Origin of the sequence: Nocardia rhizosphaerae, from assembly GCF_042650365.1 — a bacterium.
GTDB lineage: Bacteria > Actinomycetota > Actinomycetes > Mycobacteriales > Mycobacteriaceae > Nocardia > Nocardia rhizosphaerae.
Genome location: NZ_JBHSBA010000014.1, coordinates 71,894 through 89,571 on the forward strand (window position 1 = coordinate 71,894; position 17,678 = coordinate 89,571).

17 protein-coding genes and 2 pseudogenes are annotated in these 17,678 nt (G+C 69.7%); 8 read left to right on the plus strand and 11 right to left on the minus strand.

The genetic code is table 11. The annotated features are described in order from the left end of the window. Window positions 1-66 precede the first annotated feature (66 nt). Together ACFOW8_RS20500 and ACFOW8_RS20505 are read right to left on the minus strand one after the other, a co-directional pair. Window positions 67-273 (minus strand): flavin reductase family protein, encoded by a 207-nt coding sequence (locus ACFOW8_RS20500; RefSeq protein ID WP_378552625.1) that lies wholly within the window; start codon window positions 271-273, stop codon window positions 67-69. An 11-nt stretch (window positions 274-284) separates the two neighbouring features. Beyond that, the gene (locus ACFOW8_RS20505) at window positions 285-989 is read right to left on the minus strand and encodes a flavodoxin family protein (protein ID WP_378552627.1); all 705 of its coding nucleotides are present in this window, start codon (window positions 987-989) and stop codon (window positions 285-287) included. Between the two features lie 515 nt (window positions 990-1,504). On the opposite strand from ACFOW8_RS20505, the gene ACFOW8_RS20510 reads away from it, so the two are divergent. The 3 genes and pseudogenes from ACFOW8_RS20510 to ACFOW8_RS20520 form a co-directional block, all read left to right on the plus strand. Further along, complete coding sequence (locus ACFOW8_RS20510) at window positions 1,505-1,954, plus strand: Fur family transcriptional regulator (RefSeq protein WP_378552629.1); 450 nt, start codon at window positions 1,505-1,507, stop codon at window positions 1,952-1,954. Continuing rightward, a complete protein-coding gene (gene katG, locus ACFOW8_RS20515; RefSeq protein ID WP_378552631.1) occupies window positions 1,912-4,137 on the plus strand; it encodes a catalase/peroxidase HPI in 2,226 nt (741 codons plus the stop codon). Before ACFOW8_RS20510 ends, katG begins: the two co-directional genes overlap by 43 nt. Before the next feature lie 107 nt (window positions 4,138-4,244). Continuing rightward, window positions 4,245-4,502, plus strand: a pseudogene (locus tag ACFOW8_RS20520) (dihydrofolate reductase family protein); the annotation flags it as partial. Between the two features lie 9 nt (window positions 4,503-4,511). Here the strand turns inward: ACFOW8_RS20520 and ACFOW8_RS20525 are convergent. The 6 genes from ACFOW8_RS20525 to ACFOW8_RS20550 all read right to left on the minus strand — a co-directional run bounded on the left by ACFOW8_RS20525 (window position 4,512) and on the right by ACFOW8_RS20550 (window position 8,947). Further along, window positions 4,512-5,267: a glutamine amidotransferase gene (locus ACFOW8_RS20525; protein ID WP_378552634.1), complete on the minus strand. Its 756-nt coding sequence runs from the start codon at window positions 5,265-5,267 to the stop codon at window positions 4,512-4,514. A gap of 244 nt (window positions 5,268-5,511) precedes the next feature. After that, window positions 5,512-6,165: a TetR/AcrR family transcriptional regulator gene (locus tag ACFOW8_RS20530; protein ID WP_378552635.1), complete on the minus strand. Its 654-nt coding sequence runs from the start codon at window positions 6,163-6,165 to the stop codon at window positions 5,512-5,514. An 81-nt stretch (window positions 6,166-6,246) separates the two neighbouring features. Beyond that, window positions 6,247-6,654, minus strand: a complete 408-nt coding sequence (locus ACFOW8_RS20535) for an arsenate reductase ArsC (protein ID WP_378552638.1) — start codon at window positions 6,652-6,654, stop codon at window positions 6,247-6,249. Window positions 6,655-6,857: 203 nt separating this feature from the next. Continuing rightward, window positions 6,858-7,613, minus strand: a complete 756-nt coding sequence (locus ACFOW8_RS20540) for an aquaporin (RefSeq protein ID WP_378552640.1) — start codon at window positions 7,611-7,613, stop codon at window positions 6,858-6,860. After that, complete coding sequence (locus tag ACFOW8_RS20545) at window positions 7,610-7,984, minus strand: ArsR/SmtB family transcription factor (RefSeq protein WP_378552642.1); 375 nt, start codon at window positions 7,982-7,984, stop codon at window positions 7,610-7,612. The genes ACFOW8_RS20540 and ACFOW8_RS20545 overlap by 4 nt, the downstream gene beginning before the upstream one ends. 63 nt (window positions 7,985-8,047) lie before the next feature. After that, window positions 8,048-8,947 carry a helix-turn-helix domain-containing GNAT family N-acetyltransferase gene (locus ACFOW8_RS20550; RefSeq protein WP_378552644.1) on the minus strand — a complete coding sequence of 300 codons (900 nt, stop codon included), beginning with the start codon at window positions 8,945-8,947 and terminating at the stop codon, window positions 8,048-8,050. 101 nt (window positions 8,948-9,048) lie between these two features. Between ACFOW8_RS20550 and ACFOW8_RS20555 the strand changes: the two genes are divergently transcribed. The 3 genes from ACFOW8_RS20555 (at window position 9,049) to ACFOW8_RS20565 (ending at window position 12,586) form a co-directional block, all read left to right on the plus strand. After that, window positions 9,049-10,371: an FAD-dependent oxidoreductase gene (locus ACFOW8_RS20555; RefSeq protein ID WP_378552645.1), complete on the plus strand. Its 1,323-nt coding sequence runs from the start codon at window positions 9,049-9,051 to the stop codon at window positions 10,369-10,371. Window positions 10,372-10,378: 7 nt separating this feature from the next. After that, the gene (locus ACFOW8_RS20560) at window positions 10,379-11,623 is read left to right on the plus strand and encodes an MFS transporter (RefSeq protein WP_378552646.1); all 1,245 of its coding nucleotides are present in this window, start codon (window positions 10,379-10,381) and stop codon (window positions 11,621-11,623) included. A 111-nt stretch (window positions 11,624-11,734) separates the two neighbouring features. Continuing rightward, window positions 11,735-12,586, plus strand: coding sequence for a sigma 54 modulation/S30EA ribosomal C-terminal domain-containing protein (locus ACFOW8_RS20565; protein WP_378552647.1), 852 nt, complete (start codon window positions 11,735-11,737; stop codon window positions 12,584-12,586). Window positions 12,587-12,619: 33 nt separating this feature from the next. Here the strand turns inward: ACFOW8_RS20565 and ACFOW8_RS20570 are convergent, their stop codons facing one another. Together ACFOW8_RS20570 and ACFOW8_RS20575 are read right to left on the minus strand one after the other, a co-directional pair. Then, window positions 12,620-12,853, minus strand: a complete 234-nt coding sequence (locus ACFOW8_RS20570) for a hypothetical protein (RefSeq protein ID WP_378552649.1) — start codon at window positions 12,851-12,853, stop codon at window positions 12,620-12,622. Between the two features lie 128 nt (window positions 12,854-12,981). Further along, window positions 12,982-13,611: a hypothetical protein gene (locus ACFOW8_RS20575; protein ID WP_378552650.1), complete on the minus strand. Its 630-nt coding sequence runs from the start codon at window positions 13,609-13,611 to the stop codon at window positions 12,982-12,984. A gap of 301 nt (window positions 13,612-13,912) precedes the next feature. Between ACFOW8_RS20575 and ACFOW8_RS20580 the strand changes: the two genes are divergently transcribed. Beyond that, window positions 13,913-14,551: an LppU/SCO3897 family protein gene (locus ACFOW8_RS20580; RefSeq protein ID WP_378552652.1), complete on the plus strand. Its 639-nt coding sequence runs from the start codon at window positions 13,913-13,915 to the stop codon at window positions 14,549-14,551. A gap of 111 nt (window positions 14,552-14,662) precedes the next feature. Further along, window positions 14,663-16,819, plus strand: a complete 2,157-nt coding sequence (locus ACFOW8_RS20585; RefSeq protein ID WP_378552654.1) for an elongation factor G-like protein EF-G2 — start codon at window positions 14,663-14,665, stop codon at window positions 16,817-16,819. Window positions 16,820-16,855: 36 nt separating this feature from the next. Here ACFOW8_RS20585 and ACFOW8_RS20590 read toward each other — a convergent pair. Further along, window positions 16,856-17,560: pseudogene (locus ACFOW8_RS20590) on the minus strand (PP2C family protein-serine/threonine phosphatase); the annotation flags it as partial. Window positions 17,561-17,678 lie beyond the last annotated feature (118 nt).

The following is a 17,678-nucleotide window of genomic DNA, read 5'->3' on the forward strand; positions in this document are numbered from 1 at the left end:
CCGCCGCAACTGGAAAGGCCCTGCCCGCCACCGGATCCCGGTGTGGGCGCGGCCGGTCCCGGCGTGTCACAGTCGCGCGTCGATGAACTTGCGGTCGAAGTAGATCGCGGGCCGCGGGTCCACCGACCGCGACACCTCGTCGACCGCGCCGACCATGATGATGTGGTCACCCGCTTCGATGCGCGACCACATCGAACACTCGAGCCGCACCGGACTGTCCCCGTTCTGCATCGTGTGCGTGCCGCCCTGGTCGACCGTGCCGCACGCTGACACCTGCGAAAAGACTAACGGTATTCGGGGTTCTCGAAGTCGAAGCGGCAGCCGGCGTCCCATTCGGAACGCTGGTTGCCGTGCGCGGGGATGCCGCCGTTGTCCCTGAGCAGGCGGGCCAGGTGCATCAGGTTCCAGGTCATGAAGGTGGTGTTGCGGTTGGTGAAATCGTTGTCCGGCCCGCCGGAACCCGGGTCGAGATAGGACGGGCCGGGGCCCGCTTCGCCGATCCAGCCCGCGTCGGCCTGCGGCGGGACGGTGTAACCGAGGTGCTGGAGGCTGTAGAGGACGTTCATCGCGCAGTGCTTCACGCCGTCCTCGTTGCCGGTGATCAGGCACCCGCCGACCCGCCCGTAGTAGGCGTACTGGCCGTGCTTGTTGAGGATCGAGGAGTTCCCGTAGAGCCGTTCGATCACCCGTTTGGTCACCGAACTGTTGTCGCCGAGCCAGATCGGACCCGCGAGCACCAGGATGTCGGCCGCCATCACCTGCTCCTGCAGCGCGGGCCACTCGTCGGTCGCCCACCCGTGCTCGGTCATGTCCGGCCACACGCCCGTGGCGATGTCGTGGTCGACGGCGCGCAGGTGCGACACCCGCACCCCGTTCTTCGCCATGATCCCGGCACTCACCTCGATGAGCCCCTGGGTATTGCTCGGCTCGGGTGAGCGCTTGAGCGTGCAGTTGATGAACAGTGCTCGCAGATCGTCGAAGGAAGTCATGTTCCCCAGTGTCCGCCGGTCGGTGATCCATTACAGGCCACGACGCGGACGGTTCTCACCTGGAGCGAGTGGATGTCCCCCGAACAGAACAGTCCCCGGTAGTCTCCATCGAATCCGTGAGTCTCAGTCGTCGCTGACGGCTACGGTCTCCGACTGGCTTGCCGGGGGCTTAGCCGGATCCTGGGAAAACATCACTGCGATCAACGGACGTCTCCATCGGCCACATGGTCTCTTCCCGGTGCTCCGGTATCCCTCCAGTCTGCTCCGGTTTCCGCCGATGTCAATACCCATTTCGGCGTCGGATTCGGTGCCGGGGACAGCGAGCGGTGACGGCGGTGTCGCCGTGTCGACGGGTCGAGATCATCGGCGCTGGACGATGGCTCGCGGCGATGAAACGGGAGCCCCCGTATCACGTATCAGTCCTGGTGACAGCTGGTTTGTATCGATCAGGCGCAAACTCGCTCGGTACGCATCAAATGCTTGACTGACTCCAGAAAACGGAGAACACTGCGAGCGTGCCCACGGACACGGAATTCCAGCAGCTGCTGCGGGGAGTTTCCCTGCGCGTGACAGCGCCGCGGCTGGCCGTACTTCGCGCGGTGCACGAGCATCCGCACGCCGACACCGATTCGATCATCCGTGCCGTGCGCGCGCGCCTTTCGGTGGTCTCGCACCAGGCGGTCTACGACTCCCTGCGCGCGCTCACCACCGCCGGTCTGCTCCGGTGCATCCAGCCCAAGGGCCATGTGGCCCGCTACGAGTCCAGGGTCGGCGACAACCACCATCACGTCATCTGCCGGACGTGCGGATTGATCGCCGATGTCGACTGTCATTCCGGCGAGGCACCATGCCTGGCCGCTTCCGACGACCGTGGCTTCGTGATCGATGAAGCCGAGGTCATCTACTGGGGCCTGTGCCCCGCGTGTTCGCAGCCCGAACATCCCCTCCAGGAAGGAATATCGTGACCTCCGAGAGCGAGAACCCGGCGATCGATTCGCCCACCGCGGACCCGAGCAGGCGCCCGCGCGTGAACCAGGACTGGTGGCCCGAGCAGATCGACCTGTCGGTGTTGCACGCGCACTCGTCCAAGTCCAACCCGCTCGGCGCGGACTTCGACTACAAGACGGAATTCGCGAAGCTCGACGTCGAGGCACTGAAGGCCGACGTGGCCGCGGTCCTGACCGATTCGCAGGACTGGTGGCCCGCCGACTACGGCAACTACGGCGGCCTGTTCATCCGCATGAGCTGGCATGCCGCAGGCACCTACCGCATCGCCGACGGGCGAGGTGGCGGTGGCCAGGGGGCGCAGCGATTCGCCCCGCTCAACAGCTGGCCCGACAATGCCAACCTCGACAAGGCCCGCCGCCTGCTGTGGCCGGTGAAGCAGAAGTACGGCAACGCGATCTCCTGGGCCGACCTGCTGGTCTTCGCGGGCAACGTGGCCCTGGACTCGATGGGTTTCCAGACCTTCGGCTTCGGCTTCGGCAGGCCCGACATCTGGGAAGCCGAGGAGGTCTACTGGGGTCCGGAGGACACCTGGCTCGGCGACGAACGCTACAGCGGCGACCGCGAACTGCACGGCCCGCTCGGCGCGGTCCAGATGGGCCTGATCTACGTCAATCCGGAGGGCCCGAACGGTCAGCCCGACCCGGTCGCCGCGGCCCGCGATATCCGGGAGACGTTCGGCCGCATGGCGATGAACGACGAGGAGACCGCCGCGCTGATCGTCGGCGGTCACAGCTTCGGCAAGACCCACGGCGCGGGCAACGCCGACGCGGTCGGCCCCGAGCCCGAGGCGGCGCCGATCCAGCAGCAGGGCCTCGGCTGGCAGAGCACCTTCGGCGAGGGCAAGGGCAAGGACGCCATCACCAGCGGTCTGGAAGTGGTGTGGACCGCGACGCCGACCCAGTGGGGCAACGGGTTCCTGCAGAACCTGTACGGCTACGAGTGGGAGCTCACCAAGAGCCCCGCCGGCGCGTGGCAGTGGAAGCCGAAGGACGGTGCGGGCGAAGGGGTGATCCCCGATCCGTTCGGTGGACCCGGCCGGACCCCGACCATGCTCACCACCGACCTGTCGCTGCGCGAGGACCCGATCTACCGCGAGATCACCCGCCGCTGGCTCGACCATCCCGAGGAGCTGGCCGAGGCGTTCGCCAAGGCCTGGTACAAGCTCCTGCACCGCGACATGGGTCCGGTGAGCCGCTACCTCGGCCCGTGGGTGCCCGAGCCACAGCTGTGGCAGGATCCGGTGCCCGCCGTCGACCACCCGCTGATCGACGACGCCGACATCGCCGCGCTGAAGGCGACCGTGCTCGATTCCGGGCTCACCGTCGCGCAGCTGGTGAAGACCGCGTGGGCGTCGGCGGCGAGTTTCCGCAGCACCGACAAGCGCGGTGGCGCCAACGGCGCGCGGATCCGGCTGGAGCCGCAGCGCAACTGGGAGATCAACGAACCGGCCGAACTGGCGCAGGTGCTGCCCGTGCTGGAGCGGATCCAGCAGGACTTCGACGCCACGGCCGCGGGCGGCAAGCGGGTTTCGCTGGCCGACCTGATCGTCCTCGCCGGCGCCGCGGCCATCGAGAAGGCGGCGAAGGACGCCGGGTACGACGTCACCGTGCCGTTCTCGCCGGGCCGCACCGACGCCACCCAGGAGAACACCGACGTGGAGTCGTTCGCCGTGCTCGAACCGCGCGCCGACGGTTTCCGCAACTACGCCCGCCCAGGCGAGAAGGCCCCGCTGGAGCGGCTGCTGCTCGACCGCGCCTACATGCTCGACGTGACAGCGCCGCAGCTGACGGTGCTGGTCGGCGGCTTGCGCGCGCTCGGCGCCAACTACGGCGGCACCGAGCACGGCGTGTTCACCGACCGGCCCGGCGTGCTGAGCAACGACTTCTTCGTCAATCTGCTCGACCAGAACACCGAATGGACGGTGTCGGAGACGGCGGAGAACATCTTCGAAGGTGTCGACCGGCGCTCCGGCAAGAAGCGGTGGACGGCGACCGCCAACGACCTCGTCTTCGGCTCGCACTCGGTGCTGCGCGCCCTCGCCGAGGTGTACGCCCAGCAGGACGCGGGACGCAAGTTCGTCGACGACTTCGTCGCCGCGTGGGCGCAGGTGGTCGACAACGATCGGTTCGATCTGCGCTGATCGCGCACGGGTGGCCCGGCCGGTACTCCGGCCGGGCCTTCGCGTTCTCCGGGCCGGGGCACGCGGCACCGATGAGTTTCGGCGGCTCGCGTCGTCTACCCGGCACGCTGATCAGCGAGAACGCGGTAGAGGAGGTCCGCAGGCTCAAAGCGGGCGGCGACGGGATCATGGAGGTCGGTGGCGCCGAGCTGGCCGCCGCGTTGATGCCGCACGGGCTCATCGACGAATACCACCTGTACATCTCGCCGATCGTGCTCGGCGGTGGCACCCCGATGTTCCCGCCGCTGGACCGGCGCATCCCGCTCCGGCCGGCCGAGACGAGGCATTTCGAGACCGTGGTGTTGCAGCGCTATCTCGCGGTGTGAGGTCGCGGTTCAGTCCTCGTACAGCTGGACGAACCGGCGCACCAGCGCGCCGGGATGCACCACATTGCCCGACCTGGCGACCTGCTTGAGCGTCTCGGCTTCGCCCGGCTCGAAATAGCCGTGGTGCTTGTAGGCCTCGATGCGGATGCTCATCCCCTGCGCGTCCAGCTCGGGATGGAACTGGGTGGCGTACACGTTGGCGCCGACCCGGAACGCCTGTACCGGGCAGGTCTGCGAGGTGGCCAGCCGTTCGACGTCCGCGGGGAGTTCGGTGACCGACTCCTTGTGCCCGACGAACGCGTCGAACTCCGGCGGCAGCACACACAGCAGCGGATCGATCCGGCCCGCGTCGGTGAGGGTGACGGTGGTCGGGCCGACCGGTTCGGCGTGGGTGCTGTCGATCACCGCTCCGATGAGCGAACCGACCACGCCGATGCCGTAGCAGGCGCCGAGGAACGGGAAGTCCTGCCGCACCGCGGCGGCCACCAGGTCGTGCAGTTCGGCCTCCACCCGCTGCTGTACCGCCGTCTTCGAGCTCGGTGGATCGGAGACGGTGAACGGGCTGCCGCCGAGGATGATGCCCGCGTAGTCGTCGAGCTCGAGCTCGCCCAGCGGTGTCCGCTCCATGCGGTGCCGGTGCAGGCGGTGCGGGGTGAGCCCGCCGTAGCGCAGGAACGCGGCGTACTCCTGATCGGCGGCCTCGTCCTCGGCCCTGGTCGCCAGCAGCAGAAACGGCCTGCCCCCGCGCTCGCTACGCTCGCTCATGCCAGCCACGGTAGCGGCGCGGACCGCCGGCCGAACTCGAACGGCACGGCGCGTCACCCGTGGTGTTCGCGTGCCGCGCTCACGAATTCGCGTCGTCGCCGGGTGCGGGCTCGATGCGCGCGGGCATGTGCTTGTGCCACGGCGTCCCGGCGAAGCGATCGCGCGCTGCGGTCGGTGAGCTGGTTTGCGGGTCGACCCGGGCAACCTCGCCACAGTCTCTATGTCATACGCCGAAATGACGACGTCAAGGGTTGCGCGACCCTGATCTGCTTCCGGTCGACCGGACCGGCGAGGTTCGCGCGCCGGTGGTCAGCGGTCGGGGTAGCAGGCTTTTGAGTTCGGCGACGGTGTCGTCGAGCGGAACGAGGGTGCGCTGAGCCCGGCACAGGGCGATCGCGCCTTCGACGGCACTGATGGTGAGGGCGGCGAGGCGGTCGGCGCGGTCGGTGGGTACGCCGTCGCGGCGAAACAGCTCGACCAGTGCGGTGTGCCAGCGGGCGAACACCGCGGCGGCGGCCGTCGCGAATTCCGGTGCGTCGTCGTTCGTCTCCACCGCGACCGCGAAGATCGGGCATCCTGCGCGGAAGTCGCTGTCCCGCAGCGTCTTGCGCCACATGTCGGCGAACCGGTCGAGGGCTTGGGCCGGATCGCTCGTCCGGGTGATGTGCTCGATATAGCTCGACATCACCTCGCCCGCGGTACCGACGGCATCGGTGATGAGCTGGCCACGCCCGCCGGGGAAGTGGTGATAGACCGAACCGCGCGGCGCGCCGGTATCGGCGAGGACGCGGTCGACGGTGGTCGCGCTGGCGCCGTGCACGCGCAGCGACTCGATCGCGCCCGCGATCATGCGTTCGCGCGTGCTCGGGGTGCTGGTGGTATTTCGGGTCGCGGCCACCCGTCCATTCTATGGGGTAGACCATAGTGTCTGGTGTCCGTGGTGCGGCTCGGCCACCGCGGTGGGTGGCCGAGCCGCGGCCTAGCGTGCCGGGACGAGCTCGGCGATGAGGTCCTCGATGCGGGCCCTGATCTCGTCGCGGATCGGCCGGACCGCCGCGACACCCTTGCCCGCCGGATCGTCGAGCTGCCAGTCGCGGTAGTCGACACCGGGGAAGTAGGGGCAGGCGTCGCCGCAGCCCATGGTGATGACCACGGTGGAGGTCTCCACCGCGTCCGGGGTGAGGATCTTGGGCGACTGGTCGGTGATATCGATGCCGACCTCGGCCATGGCCTCGACGGCGGCCGGATTGAGCGCGTCGCCGGGCGCGCTCCCCGCCGACCGCACCTCGATGGCGTCGCCGGCGAGGTGGGTCAGGAAGCCTTGTGCCATCTGGGATCGTCCGGCGTTGTGCACGCAGACGAACAGCACGCTGGGCTTGGTCGACACGATGGGTCCTTTCAGGAAGTGGGGATGTCGAGCGAGGCGAGCAGATCGCGCACGCGGTCACCGATCTCGTCGCGGATGCCGCGCACGACCTCGATGGTTTCGCGGCCGTAGGTGTCGGCGGAGGTCTCGTGCAGCCGGGTCGCTGCGGTGGCGCTCGGCGTGGGTGCCGGGGCTGTCGGGCATGGATGCTCCCGGAAGTGGGCTCAGTGGGTTGTGGGATCGGAGGTGTTCGGTGCCGCGGGTTCGGTGGGATGCGGGACGACGGCGTTGCCCGCGGCTGCCGCCGTCGACCGCGGGTACAGCACCACGATCAACGTCAGCCCCAGCGCGCCGCCGAGCAGCTGGGCGACGAGGAATCCCGGTGCGGAGGCCGGGGCGATCCCGGCGAAGGTGTCGGAGAAGACGCGGCCGATGGTGACGGCCGGATTGGCGAAGCTGGTGGAGCTGGTGAACCAGTACGCGGCGCCGATATAGGACGCCACCGCGGCCGCCGACAGCGCCGCGCGGCCGCTGCGAGCCAGTGCGAAGATCACCGCGATCAGCCCCGCGGTCGCGACGATCTCACCGATCAGGTGTCCGGTGGTGATGCGGTCCCGATCGGAGATCTGCCAGGCGTCGAGATCGAACATCAGATTGGCCAGCACCGCGCCGCAGACGCCGCCCGCGATCTGCGCGATCGGGTAGGAGCAGACCTCGACCAGGTCGAGCCCGGTGCGGTGGCGCCGCCCGAGCAGCCAATCCGCCAGTGACACCACGGGATTGAAGTGCGCGCCGGAGACCGGGCCGAACACCAGGATCAGCACGCCGAGCCCGAAGACGGTCGTGGTGGAGTTGGCGAGCAACTGCAGGGCGACATCGTCGGTGAGCTGTTGAGCGGCGATCCCCGACCCGACGACGACCGTGACGAGTGCGGCGGTGCCGACGAATTCGGCGAGGAGCCTGCGCTGGAGGTCGGTCATCGCGCGCCCGCCTCGACGGCCTGGACGTCGAGTAGCTGCGCCAGCGGCGCCAGGGCGCGCGGCTCGATCCGGTAATACACCCAGGATCCGCGGCGTTGGCTCGACAGCAGTCCGGCTTCGCGCAGCACCTTGAGGTGATGGGAGATCGTCGGCTGGCTCAGGTCGAATCCCGCCGAGATATCGCAGACGCACGCTTCGCCGCCGCGGCGGCTGGCGACCAGGCTCAGCAGGCGCAGTCTGGCGGGATCCGCGAGTGCCTTGAAGGTGGCGGCCAGTTCGGCGGCGGATTCGGCGGACAGCGGTTCCCGCGTGAGCGGGGTGACCTCACACGAGGTCGCGTCCGGCGGCGGACAGGATGACTGATTCGACACGCATCGATATTGACGGTCGTCGAATCATGGAGCAAGCAAACAGTGGGTGAACACCGTTGGTGGCTATCGGCAGGCGCCGGGATCGCAGCTGCCGACCGCGTCGGCGGCGGCCCGCCGCTCGAGCAGTACGGTGTCGCGCCAGACGCCGTCGAGTTCGGCGATGCGCTCCCGGACGCCGACCGTGCGGAATCCGGCGGAGTGGTGCAGGGCGATGCTCGCCCGGTTCTCCGGGAAGATCGAGGTCTGCAGCATCCACAGGCCGTCGGCGTCGGCGGCGATGACCTGGCGGTGCAGCAGGGACTTGCCGACGCCACGGCCACGGGCGGTCGCCGCCACGTAGACCGAGTTCTCCGCGACCCCGGCGTAGCACTTGCGACCCGACGCCGGCGTCAGTGCGGCCCAGCCCACCACCTCGCCCGCGATCTCGGCGACCCAGCGATGGTCCCGCAGCCAGGTGTCGTCGAGCTCCCGCCGGGTCGGTACCTCGGTGGCGAACGTGGCGTCGCGGGTGGCGATGCCCTCGCCGTAGATGCGGCGTACCGCGTCCCAATCGGTGTCGGTCAGCGCGCGCACGGTGACGTCGGCGGGTAGGTCGGTGGGGCAGCAGGGACGCGGGGTGAGCACGCCCATGACGGCGTCGGCGGCGTGCGGAAGCCCGGTGCAGCATGCCGGATTCACGGTGACGACGGTGGAGGTGCCGTTCTTGTCGGCGTGCACGAATCCGACATCGGCGAGCTTGCGCACATGGTGGGACACCGTCGGCTGACCGATGCCGAGCGATTCGGCGAGCTCGCCGACGGTGATCCCGCCGGATCTGGTCGCGACCAGGTGCAGCAGCCGCACTCTGGTGGGTTCGGCCAGGCAGGAGAACCAGGCGGCATAGGTGGTCGCGTCGTCGACCGACAGGGCGTCGACGCGCGGCGTGGCGGTGTCGCGCACGACGGGTAGGTCAAGGGACGTCATGCCGCCGATTATATCGACGCCAATCGATGGTTGCTTTGATCGATGTTGGTCGATAGAGTTCGTGGCATTAGATCGATGTGTGTCGATGAATGGAGTCTGTGATGACCGATCTTCCTGTTGTCGTCGTCGGGGCCGGCCCGATCGGCCTGGCCGCGGCCGCCGAGCTTCGCGAACGTGGTCTGCCGGTGGTCGTATTCGAGCGGGGGTCGCGAGCCGGTGCCGCGGTCGCGGAGTGGAACCATGTGCGGCTGTTCTCCCGCTGGGCCGAACTCATCGCCCCGGCGGGCCGCCGTCTGCTGGCGGGTACCGGATGGGTAGCCCCGGCGGACGCGGACTACCCGACCGGTCAGGACTGGGTTCGCGACTACCTCGAACCCCTGGCTGCCGCCCTCGGCGATACGGTGCGATTCGGCACCGAGGTCGTCGGCGTCGCCCGTCGCGGCCGGGACCGCGTGGTCGACGCGGGTCGTGACACCGAACCCCTGTCGGTGCACCTGCGCCGGGCCGACGGGTCGGCGGACCGGATCACCGCGCGCGCGGTGATCGACGCCTCCGGTACCTGGACCGCGCCGAATCCGCTCGGCGGCGACGGCCTGCCCGCCCTCGGCGAGCGTGACCGGGCGGCCATCACCTACCGGGTGCCCGATGTGGAAGCCGACCTGGCCCGCTACCGTGGCGCGCACACCGTGGTCGCGGGCAGCGGGCATTCGGCGCTGACCGCGATCGTCGCGCTGTCGCAGCTGGCAGGCGAGCCGGGCACCCGCCTTACCTGGGTGCTGCGCCGCGGCGGTGCCGACGCCGCGTTCGGTGGCGGCGAGGCCGACGAGCTGCCCGCGCGTGGCGCGCTCGGCCTGCGGGCGAAGCAGGCCGTCGAGGACGGGCTGCTCACCGTGGTGACCGGCTTCCGCACGGCCGCGGCGGAGACCGGCGACGACGGGCGGACCGTCCTGATCGCCGACGACGGTCGCCGCATCGACGGCGTCGACACGGTGATCGCGCTGACCGGATTCCGGCCCGACCTGTCCTGGCTTTCCGAGGTCCGCCTCGAGCTGGACCCGGTCCTGCAGGCCCCGGTCCGGTTGGCTCCGCTGATCGATCCGAACGTGCACTCCTGCGGCACCGTCTACCCGCACGGTGCGGCCGAACTGTCCCATCCCGAGCCGGGCGTCTACCTGGTCGGGATGAAGAGCTACGGCCGTGCCCCCACCTTCCTGGCGATGACCGGCTACGAGCAGGTCCGGTCCGTTGTCGCCGAACTGGCCGGTGACCACGAGTCGGCGGCCAGGGTGGAACTGACCCTGCCCGAGACCGGCGTCTGTGGCGGCGGCGGTGTGTTCGACGACGCCGACAGCGCGAACGCCGGTGGCTGCTGCGCCCCCGCCCCCGCGGTGCTGACCCTGACCGCCCCCTCGAGCCAGCGCTGACCCACCCGTGTCGGCCCTCGCGACGGCCGCGCAGACCGGATCGGCCGCCGCCGGTCCGGCACTGCGGCGGCGGGTCCTGATCACCCTGTGCCTCACCGAGATCACCAGCTGGGGGATCCTCTACTACGCCTTCCCCGTGCTGTCGCTGTCGATCTCGGCCGACACCGGATGGTCGCTGCCCACGATCACCGCGGCGTTCTCCCTCGGTCAGCTCGCGGCCGCCCTCACCGGTATCCCGGTGGGACGCGTCCTCGACCGGATCGGGCCGCGCACGGTGATGACCGCCGGCTCGGTGCTCGCGGTGCCCGCCCTCGGAACGGTCGCCCTCGCGCCGAACCCGGCCGTCTTCTTCGCGGGCTGGCTGGTGGCCGGGGTCGCCATGGGGGCGGTGCTGTATCCGCCCGCCTTCGCGGCGCTGACCAGGTGGTTCGGTGCCGATCATGTCCGGGCCCTGATGATCCTGACGTTGGCTGGCGGCCTGGCCAGCACGGTGTTCGCGCCGTTGACCGCCGAACTCGTGCGGCACACGGAGTGGCGGGCCACCTATCTCGTTCTCGCCGCGGTGCTCGCCGTCGTCACCGTGCCGGGGCACCTGTTCGGCCTGGCCGGACCGTGGCCCGCCGCGCCCGAACCCGCGACACCGCTCGACGACGATCACCGTGGCATCGCGCGAAGTCCGGCCTTTCTCGCCCTGGTGGTGGCGTTGAGCGTTGGCGCGTTCTCGGCCTTCGCCGCCGTGTTCAACCTGGTTCCGCTGGCGATCGAGCGCGGCTTCTCGCCGTCGTTCGCGGCGGTGGTGCTCGGTCTGGGCGGGGTGGGGCAGGTCCTCGGCCGGATCGGCTACCCGGCGCTGGTCGCGCGTACCGGTGCGCGTACCCGCATCGTCGCCACCTTCGTGGCGACCGCGCTGATGACCGCGCTGCTCGGCGGGGTGACAACGGCGTTCGCGCTGATCGCGGTGTCGATCGGGGCCGGGCTGGTCCGCGGAATCATGACCCTGGTGAAGGCGACCGCCGTCACCGATCGCTGGGGCGCCACCCATTACGGCAGGCTCACCGGGCTGATGTGGGCCCCGATCGTGGTCGTGACGGCGCTCGCGCCCTGGGCCGGAACCGCGCTGGCGACCTGGACCGGCAGCTATGCCCGCGCGTACTTCGTCCTCGGCGCGCTCGGTGTGCTGGCCGCGCTCGCGGCCGTCGCCACGGTGCCGCGCCCTCCGAAACCTTCTGAAACGTCAACGTCGAGCAGGTGAGGGACCAAGTCCTCCCGGCGTAGGACCTTCGGCCCTGGTCGCCTCGTTGGCCGAAGCGAGACAGTTGCCAACGGCGCGATGCGCGCGGAGACGAACAGGTGGGAGGCGGTCATGTCGGGATCGGTGCGAACGTGGGCCTCTGCGGTGTTCCCCGGCGTGGTGGTGTATCCGTCGGGGGAGATCCCCGAGTTGGAGATCCGGCGGATCGCGGAGGCGGTCGGGCGGCTGCTGCAGCGCCACGGTGCGGAACCGGCCGCGCGACTACGGATCGCCGGGCCTCCGTGTATGGCGGGTCCGGTGTTGATTCAAGCCAATCTGATGCTGAACGGGCACGCGGTCCGGGTCCAGGCAGTGACCAGCGGGCCGGGTGACGCGTTGCCACTGGTGGTGCGGCTCGAGCAGCGCATCGTGGCCTTGCGGCGGCCGTGGACACCGCGGCCGTGGCCGGAAACCGGTGGGACGCAGGTGCTCGCGCAGATCCATCCTGGTGCGCTGACCCGCCGGAAAGACGTTCCCCTTGTCCGCAGTTCACCCACGGCGGCAGCCGCGGTCCTGGACCGGATGGACTACGAGGCCCACCTGTTCGTCGACGCCGAGACAGGCGAGGACGCCGTTGTCCATCGGGCCGGGCCGACGGGTGTGCGGATCGCGCGGCAGCTCAGCGTCCGCCCTCCGGTCGACACCGCGCACGGGCTGTTCACCGTCTGTCCGCGGGTGGCTCCCACCCTGAGCGAGGTCGACGCGGTGCGCAGGCTGTGTGAACACGGTCTGCCGCACCTGTTCCATATCGACCCGGATTCCGGTCGCGGCAGATTGCTGTACCGGCGCTACGACGGCGATCTGGGCTCGGTCGTGCCGGTATCGCAGACCCCGTACTCGTCGCGGCACCGCGTGCGACCGGCGTCAGATGCCACCGCGGCGCCGCTCCTGTTCGGTACGTGCCGGGGCGGATCAGGGTGGTGACTGCGGGGCCGGTGCCACACCCCCCCCGCCGGATCAGGCGCTGTCGACCAGTGTTCGATGACCGGCAAGCCGGGCGCAGTGGGCGCAGCAGTACACCGCCCCGCCCGTTTCCACGCCGTGGCCGAGTACCCGGCAGTCGCAGTGGGCGCAGCTCGGCGCGATCTTCGACGCGGCGCATTCGATGCTGTCGAAGGTCCAGCTGTCACCGTTTCTGTTCACGGTGAACGCGCGGGCGTAGTCGTTGCCGCAGGTATCGCAGACAGCCATGGGTGATCCTCCTCGACCGGTCGGTGCATGGGACACCACGCGCGTACCCGGCGTGACGGGGACGAATCGCCGCGCCGGGCCTCGGCTGGTCAGGGGTGCGGCGAGGGCGCGCGCCGGGCGGATCCGGCTCAGGGCTGACCGCTGACCGCGGCGGTGACCGCGTCGAGGAACGGCTGGCCGCCCATCGCGTAGCCACCTGCGATGGCGCCGAGGACCAGGCCGATCGGGCCGGTGATGATGCTGAGGAAGCCGAAGCCGAGGACCGTGCCGATGAGGCCGCCGAGCACGCCGCCCACCACGACACCGACCACATTGCGGTTGATCTCGTTGGTCAGCTGCGACATGGGGCTGATGGTCTGCAGTTCGCCGATCTCCGAGGCGATCTCGTCGATCTCGGCGGTGCTCGCCTCCGGGGTGAGGACCAGGTGGTGGCCGTCGTCGGAGATGGTCTGCGTGACCCGAAGGGTGGTGCCGGAGATCTCGTAGGCGAGCGGGATGCGGGTGACGACGGCACCGGAATCGGAGGTCAGCGTCACCTCGGTGTTGTCCGCGGTGGTGGTGAACGTGCCGCCGGTGACGGTGGTGGTCAGGACCCGGGAGAACTCGCCGAGGGTGGCCTCATAGCGCACGGACTGGTCGATTCCCGTCGCGGTGGTCTCCGGAGCCGGGGTGGTCGGCTCCGCGGCGGCGGTACCTGCGGTGATCCAGACGGTGGCGCCGACGAGAAGTGCGGCGGCAGGGAAGTGACCGAGCTTCATCAGGGAATTCCTTTACGCATCACGAAAACTGTCGGGTCGAAATGGTGCGCCGATATCGGGCACGAACCATGTTGTCCGCCAGTGAGATCGGCCAGACCCTAGCACCCCTTTCTCGGCGGTGGGGAATCGTGCCCAGCTGGGCGGCGGACCAGTTTCGCCGATGTTAAACCGGACCGAATTTCGTTTTAAAGAGTGCGCGTTCACAATTCGACATTCTCGTATCCGGCCGTGTAAGAACGGTCACGCGAGTGGGACGTCGGTCGGGGACGTCCACCGGAAGAGCAGGGTAGGAACAACACTGATGGCGCGGCGACAGAACTTGGCCTTGGCTGGCGTGTCGATGGGGGCGGTGTTCGCCCTCGCGGGGGTGTTCTACCTGGCCTTATCCGTTATCGTCGGATTCGCGCCGGACGAGCCGGACACGCCCGAGAACACCTCTGCCGCAGAAAATTTGCCCACCGAGGTTTCATCGACCCAGCCACTGGGAACCACTACCGACGTTTACGGTGGCGTCGCGTCGACATTGAGCAAAACCGCGACGGAGATTCCCTGGGTCGAACTGAGCGTCGGTGATTGCGTGGATTCGAGTGCGGGCCCAGCTGCTATTCAGCAAGCCGCATGCGGCAGCATCAATTCCCACTACAAGGTGGCGGAATTGGCGTCGGCGGGCGGTCACTGCCCCGGCGATGTCGACCACCAGCATCCCCGCACGCTCCCCGGCGGTGTGCACGAAACTCTCTGCCTCGACATCGACTGGACCGTCGGCGACTGCATCGACCTGTCCGGCGGCAGGCATGTCGACTGCGCCGCCGACGTGCCCGGCCGCGTCCGCGTGCTCGAGATCCGGCACCACACCACCGACGTCAACGCCTGCACGGCGGGCGACCGCGGCGTCGTCTACGACCAGCGCCGCTACCTCGTCTGCGTCAGCACGCGCTGACCCGGCGCACCGGTGGCGTTGTCACATCGATCGGTGAGAAACCGTGGACGTGCCCCTACCTGCGGTGGGAAGCTCGAAGGAGCCGGACCCTGACCAGAGGGAGCGTGCGACATGGTGGACCGGACGAACGGTGCGCAGCGGCCGGAGAGTATCCGGAACGTGGCGCTGGTCGGCAGCAGCGGGGCGGGGAAGACGACGCTGGTCGAGGCGCTGGCCCTGGTGACCGGGACGGTGAACCGTGCCGGTCGGGTCGAGGACGGGACCTCGCTGTCGGACTACGACGAGGTCGAACGGCGTCAGCACAGGTCGGTACAGGTGTCGGTGGTCCCGGTGCTGTGGGGCGGGGTCAAGATCAATCTGATCGATACGCCGGGATGCCCCGATTTCGTCGGCGAGCTGCGGGCCGGGTTGCGCGCGGCGGACGCGGCGCTGTTCGTGATATCGGCGGCCGACGGAGTGGCGGGCGTGGCGGGGGCGACACGGGACCTGTGGGCCGAATGCGCGCGGGTCGGTATGCCCCGCGCGATCGTGCTGACCCATCTCGACACCGCGCGAGCGGAGTACGCCGACCTGGTGCAGACCTGCCAGGCGCTGCTGACCGGGGCCGCGAGCGACACCGTGCTGCCGCTGCACCTTCCGGTCTACGGCTCCAAGAGCCCCGACGGGCACCGGCCCGCGATCGGACTGCTCGAACTGCTCGAGCGCCGGGTCGCCGACTACCGCAGCGGGAAACGGGAACGCGTCGAACCGTCCGCGGACCAGCTCACCGAGATCGACCCGGCCCGCGACCGGTTGATCGAGGCGATCATCGCCGAGTCCGAGGACGAAATGCTGATGGACCGCTACCTCGACGGTGACCCCGTCGAACTCGCCACCCTGGTCGACGACCTGGAACGCGCCGTAGCCCGCGGCAGCTTCCATCCGGTGCTGTTCGCCGCTCCGGCGGCCGGGGACGCGGAGCAGGGTCTCGGCACGCTGGAACTGCTGGAACTGGTGACGGCCGGGTTCCCGACACCGGTCGAGCACCCGCTGTCGGCGGTGCCGCTCGGCGACAGCGCGACGCCAACCGCGCTGCGCTGCGATCCGGCGGCGGACCTGGCCGCGGAGGTCATCCGGACCTCGTCGGATCCGTATGTGGGACGGGTGTCGCTGGTGCGGGTGTTCTCCGGCACCTTGCACAGCGAGGACACCGTGCACGTCCACGGACCCGAACACGATGCCGACGACCGGGTCGGCGGGATCAGCGCGCCGCTCGGAAAACAGCAGCGGACACTGACCGAAGCCGTCGCGGGCGATCTCGCGTTCGTGAGCAAACTCGGCCACGCGGAGACCGGCGACACCCTGTCCGGCACCGGCAACCCCCTGCTCATCGAGCCGTGGCAGCTGCCGGAACCCCTGCTGCCCGTAGCGATCCGGGCGCAGGGCAAGGCCGACGAGGACAAGCTCTCGCAGAGTCTGACCAGGCTCGTCGCCGAGGACCCGACCCTGCGGCTGGAGAACAACGAACACACCCACCAACTGGTGCTGTGGTGTCTGGGGGAGGCCCACCGGGATGTCGCGCTGGAACGGTTACGCGGGCGGTTCGGGGTGCGGGTGGACGAGCAACCGTATCGGGTGGCGTTGCGGGAGACACTCGCCGCGGCGGCCGAGGGGCGCGGCAGGCAGGTGAAGCAGTCCGGCGGGCACGGTCAGTACGCGGTGTGCCAGATCCAGGTGGAACCGCTGCCGGAGGGGGCGGGCGTCGAGTTCGTCGACCGGGTGGTCGGCGGTGCGGTGCCGCGGCAGTTCATCGGATCGGTCGAGAAGGGCGCGCTGGCGCAGGCCGGGCGTGGAGTGACGCCCGGATATCCGCTGGTGGACGTGCGGGTGACGCTGGTGGACGGGAAGGCGCATTCGGTGGACTCCTCCGATGCCGCTTTCCAGACCGCGGGCGCGCTCGCCCTCCGTGACGCGGCCGGATCGGCGGGCACCCGGCTGCTCGAACCGGTTGCCGCAGTGCTGGTCACGGTCCCCGACGACCAGCTGGGCGCGGTCCTCGGCGACCTGTCCACCCGGCGCGGCCGCATCCTCGGCACCGAACCGGCCGACACCGGCCGCACGCACATCCGGGCCGAGGTCCCCGAACTCGAACTGAGCCGGTATGTCATCGACCTGCGATCGCTCACCCACGGGTCGGGATCGTTCACCCGAACCTATCTGCGGCACGAACCGATGCCCGCTGCCGTCGCCGACCGGGCCCGCAGGGAAACCGCCGAGGCGCCCACCTGATCCCGCCCGCGCCGCGTGCGTTACCGCCGATCAGCGGATATCGGCAACGATGACCGTGACGTTGTCGGGTCCGCCGCCGAGCAGGGCCGATTCGATGAGCTGGTCGGCGCACTCCTCGACCGAGGCTGCGCCGCGCAGGAATTCCGCGATCCGCTCTTCGGTGACGACGTCGGAGAGCCCGTCGGAGCACAGCAGGAACCGGTCGCCGGGTTCGGCGTCGCCGGTGATCAAGGTCGGCTTCACCGGCTGACCGGTGAGCGCCTGCATGATCAGCGACCGCCGCGGGTGGGTTCGTGCCTGCTCGGCGGTGATGTGCCCGGCGTCGACGAGTGCCTGGACGAAAGTGTCGTCGCGGGTGATCTGGACCAGCTCGCCGCCGCGCAGGCGATACGCCCTCGAGTCCCCGACGTGGGCGAGACCGTAGCGGGGGCCGTCGAACAGCATCGCGGTCAAGGTGGTGCCCATGCCCTCGCGCTCGGCCGACTCCGCGGCCTTGCGCGCGATCGCGTCGTTGCCGGTGAGCAGTGCCTTCCCCAGGCGGCCGAGCAGGTCGCCGTCGGGCTCGTCGTCGAGTGGTGCGAGCGCGGCGATCATCACGGCGGAGGCCACTTCTCCGGCCGCGTGACCGCCCATGCCGTCGGCCAGCGCCAGCAATCGCGGACCGGCGTGCACGCTGTCCTCGTTGCCGTCGCGGACCAGACCGCGGTGCGTGCGGGTAGCGCAAATCAACTGAGTACTCACACCGGCACCTTCTCTCCAGCCGAATGGATCGCCAGGATCCCCGTACCCGGATTTCGATGTGCGCTCACTCGCCGCCCACCGCGCTCACTGTTCGCCGCCGAGATCGCGCGGCCCTCCC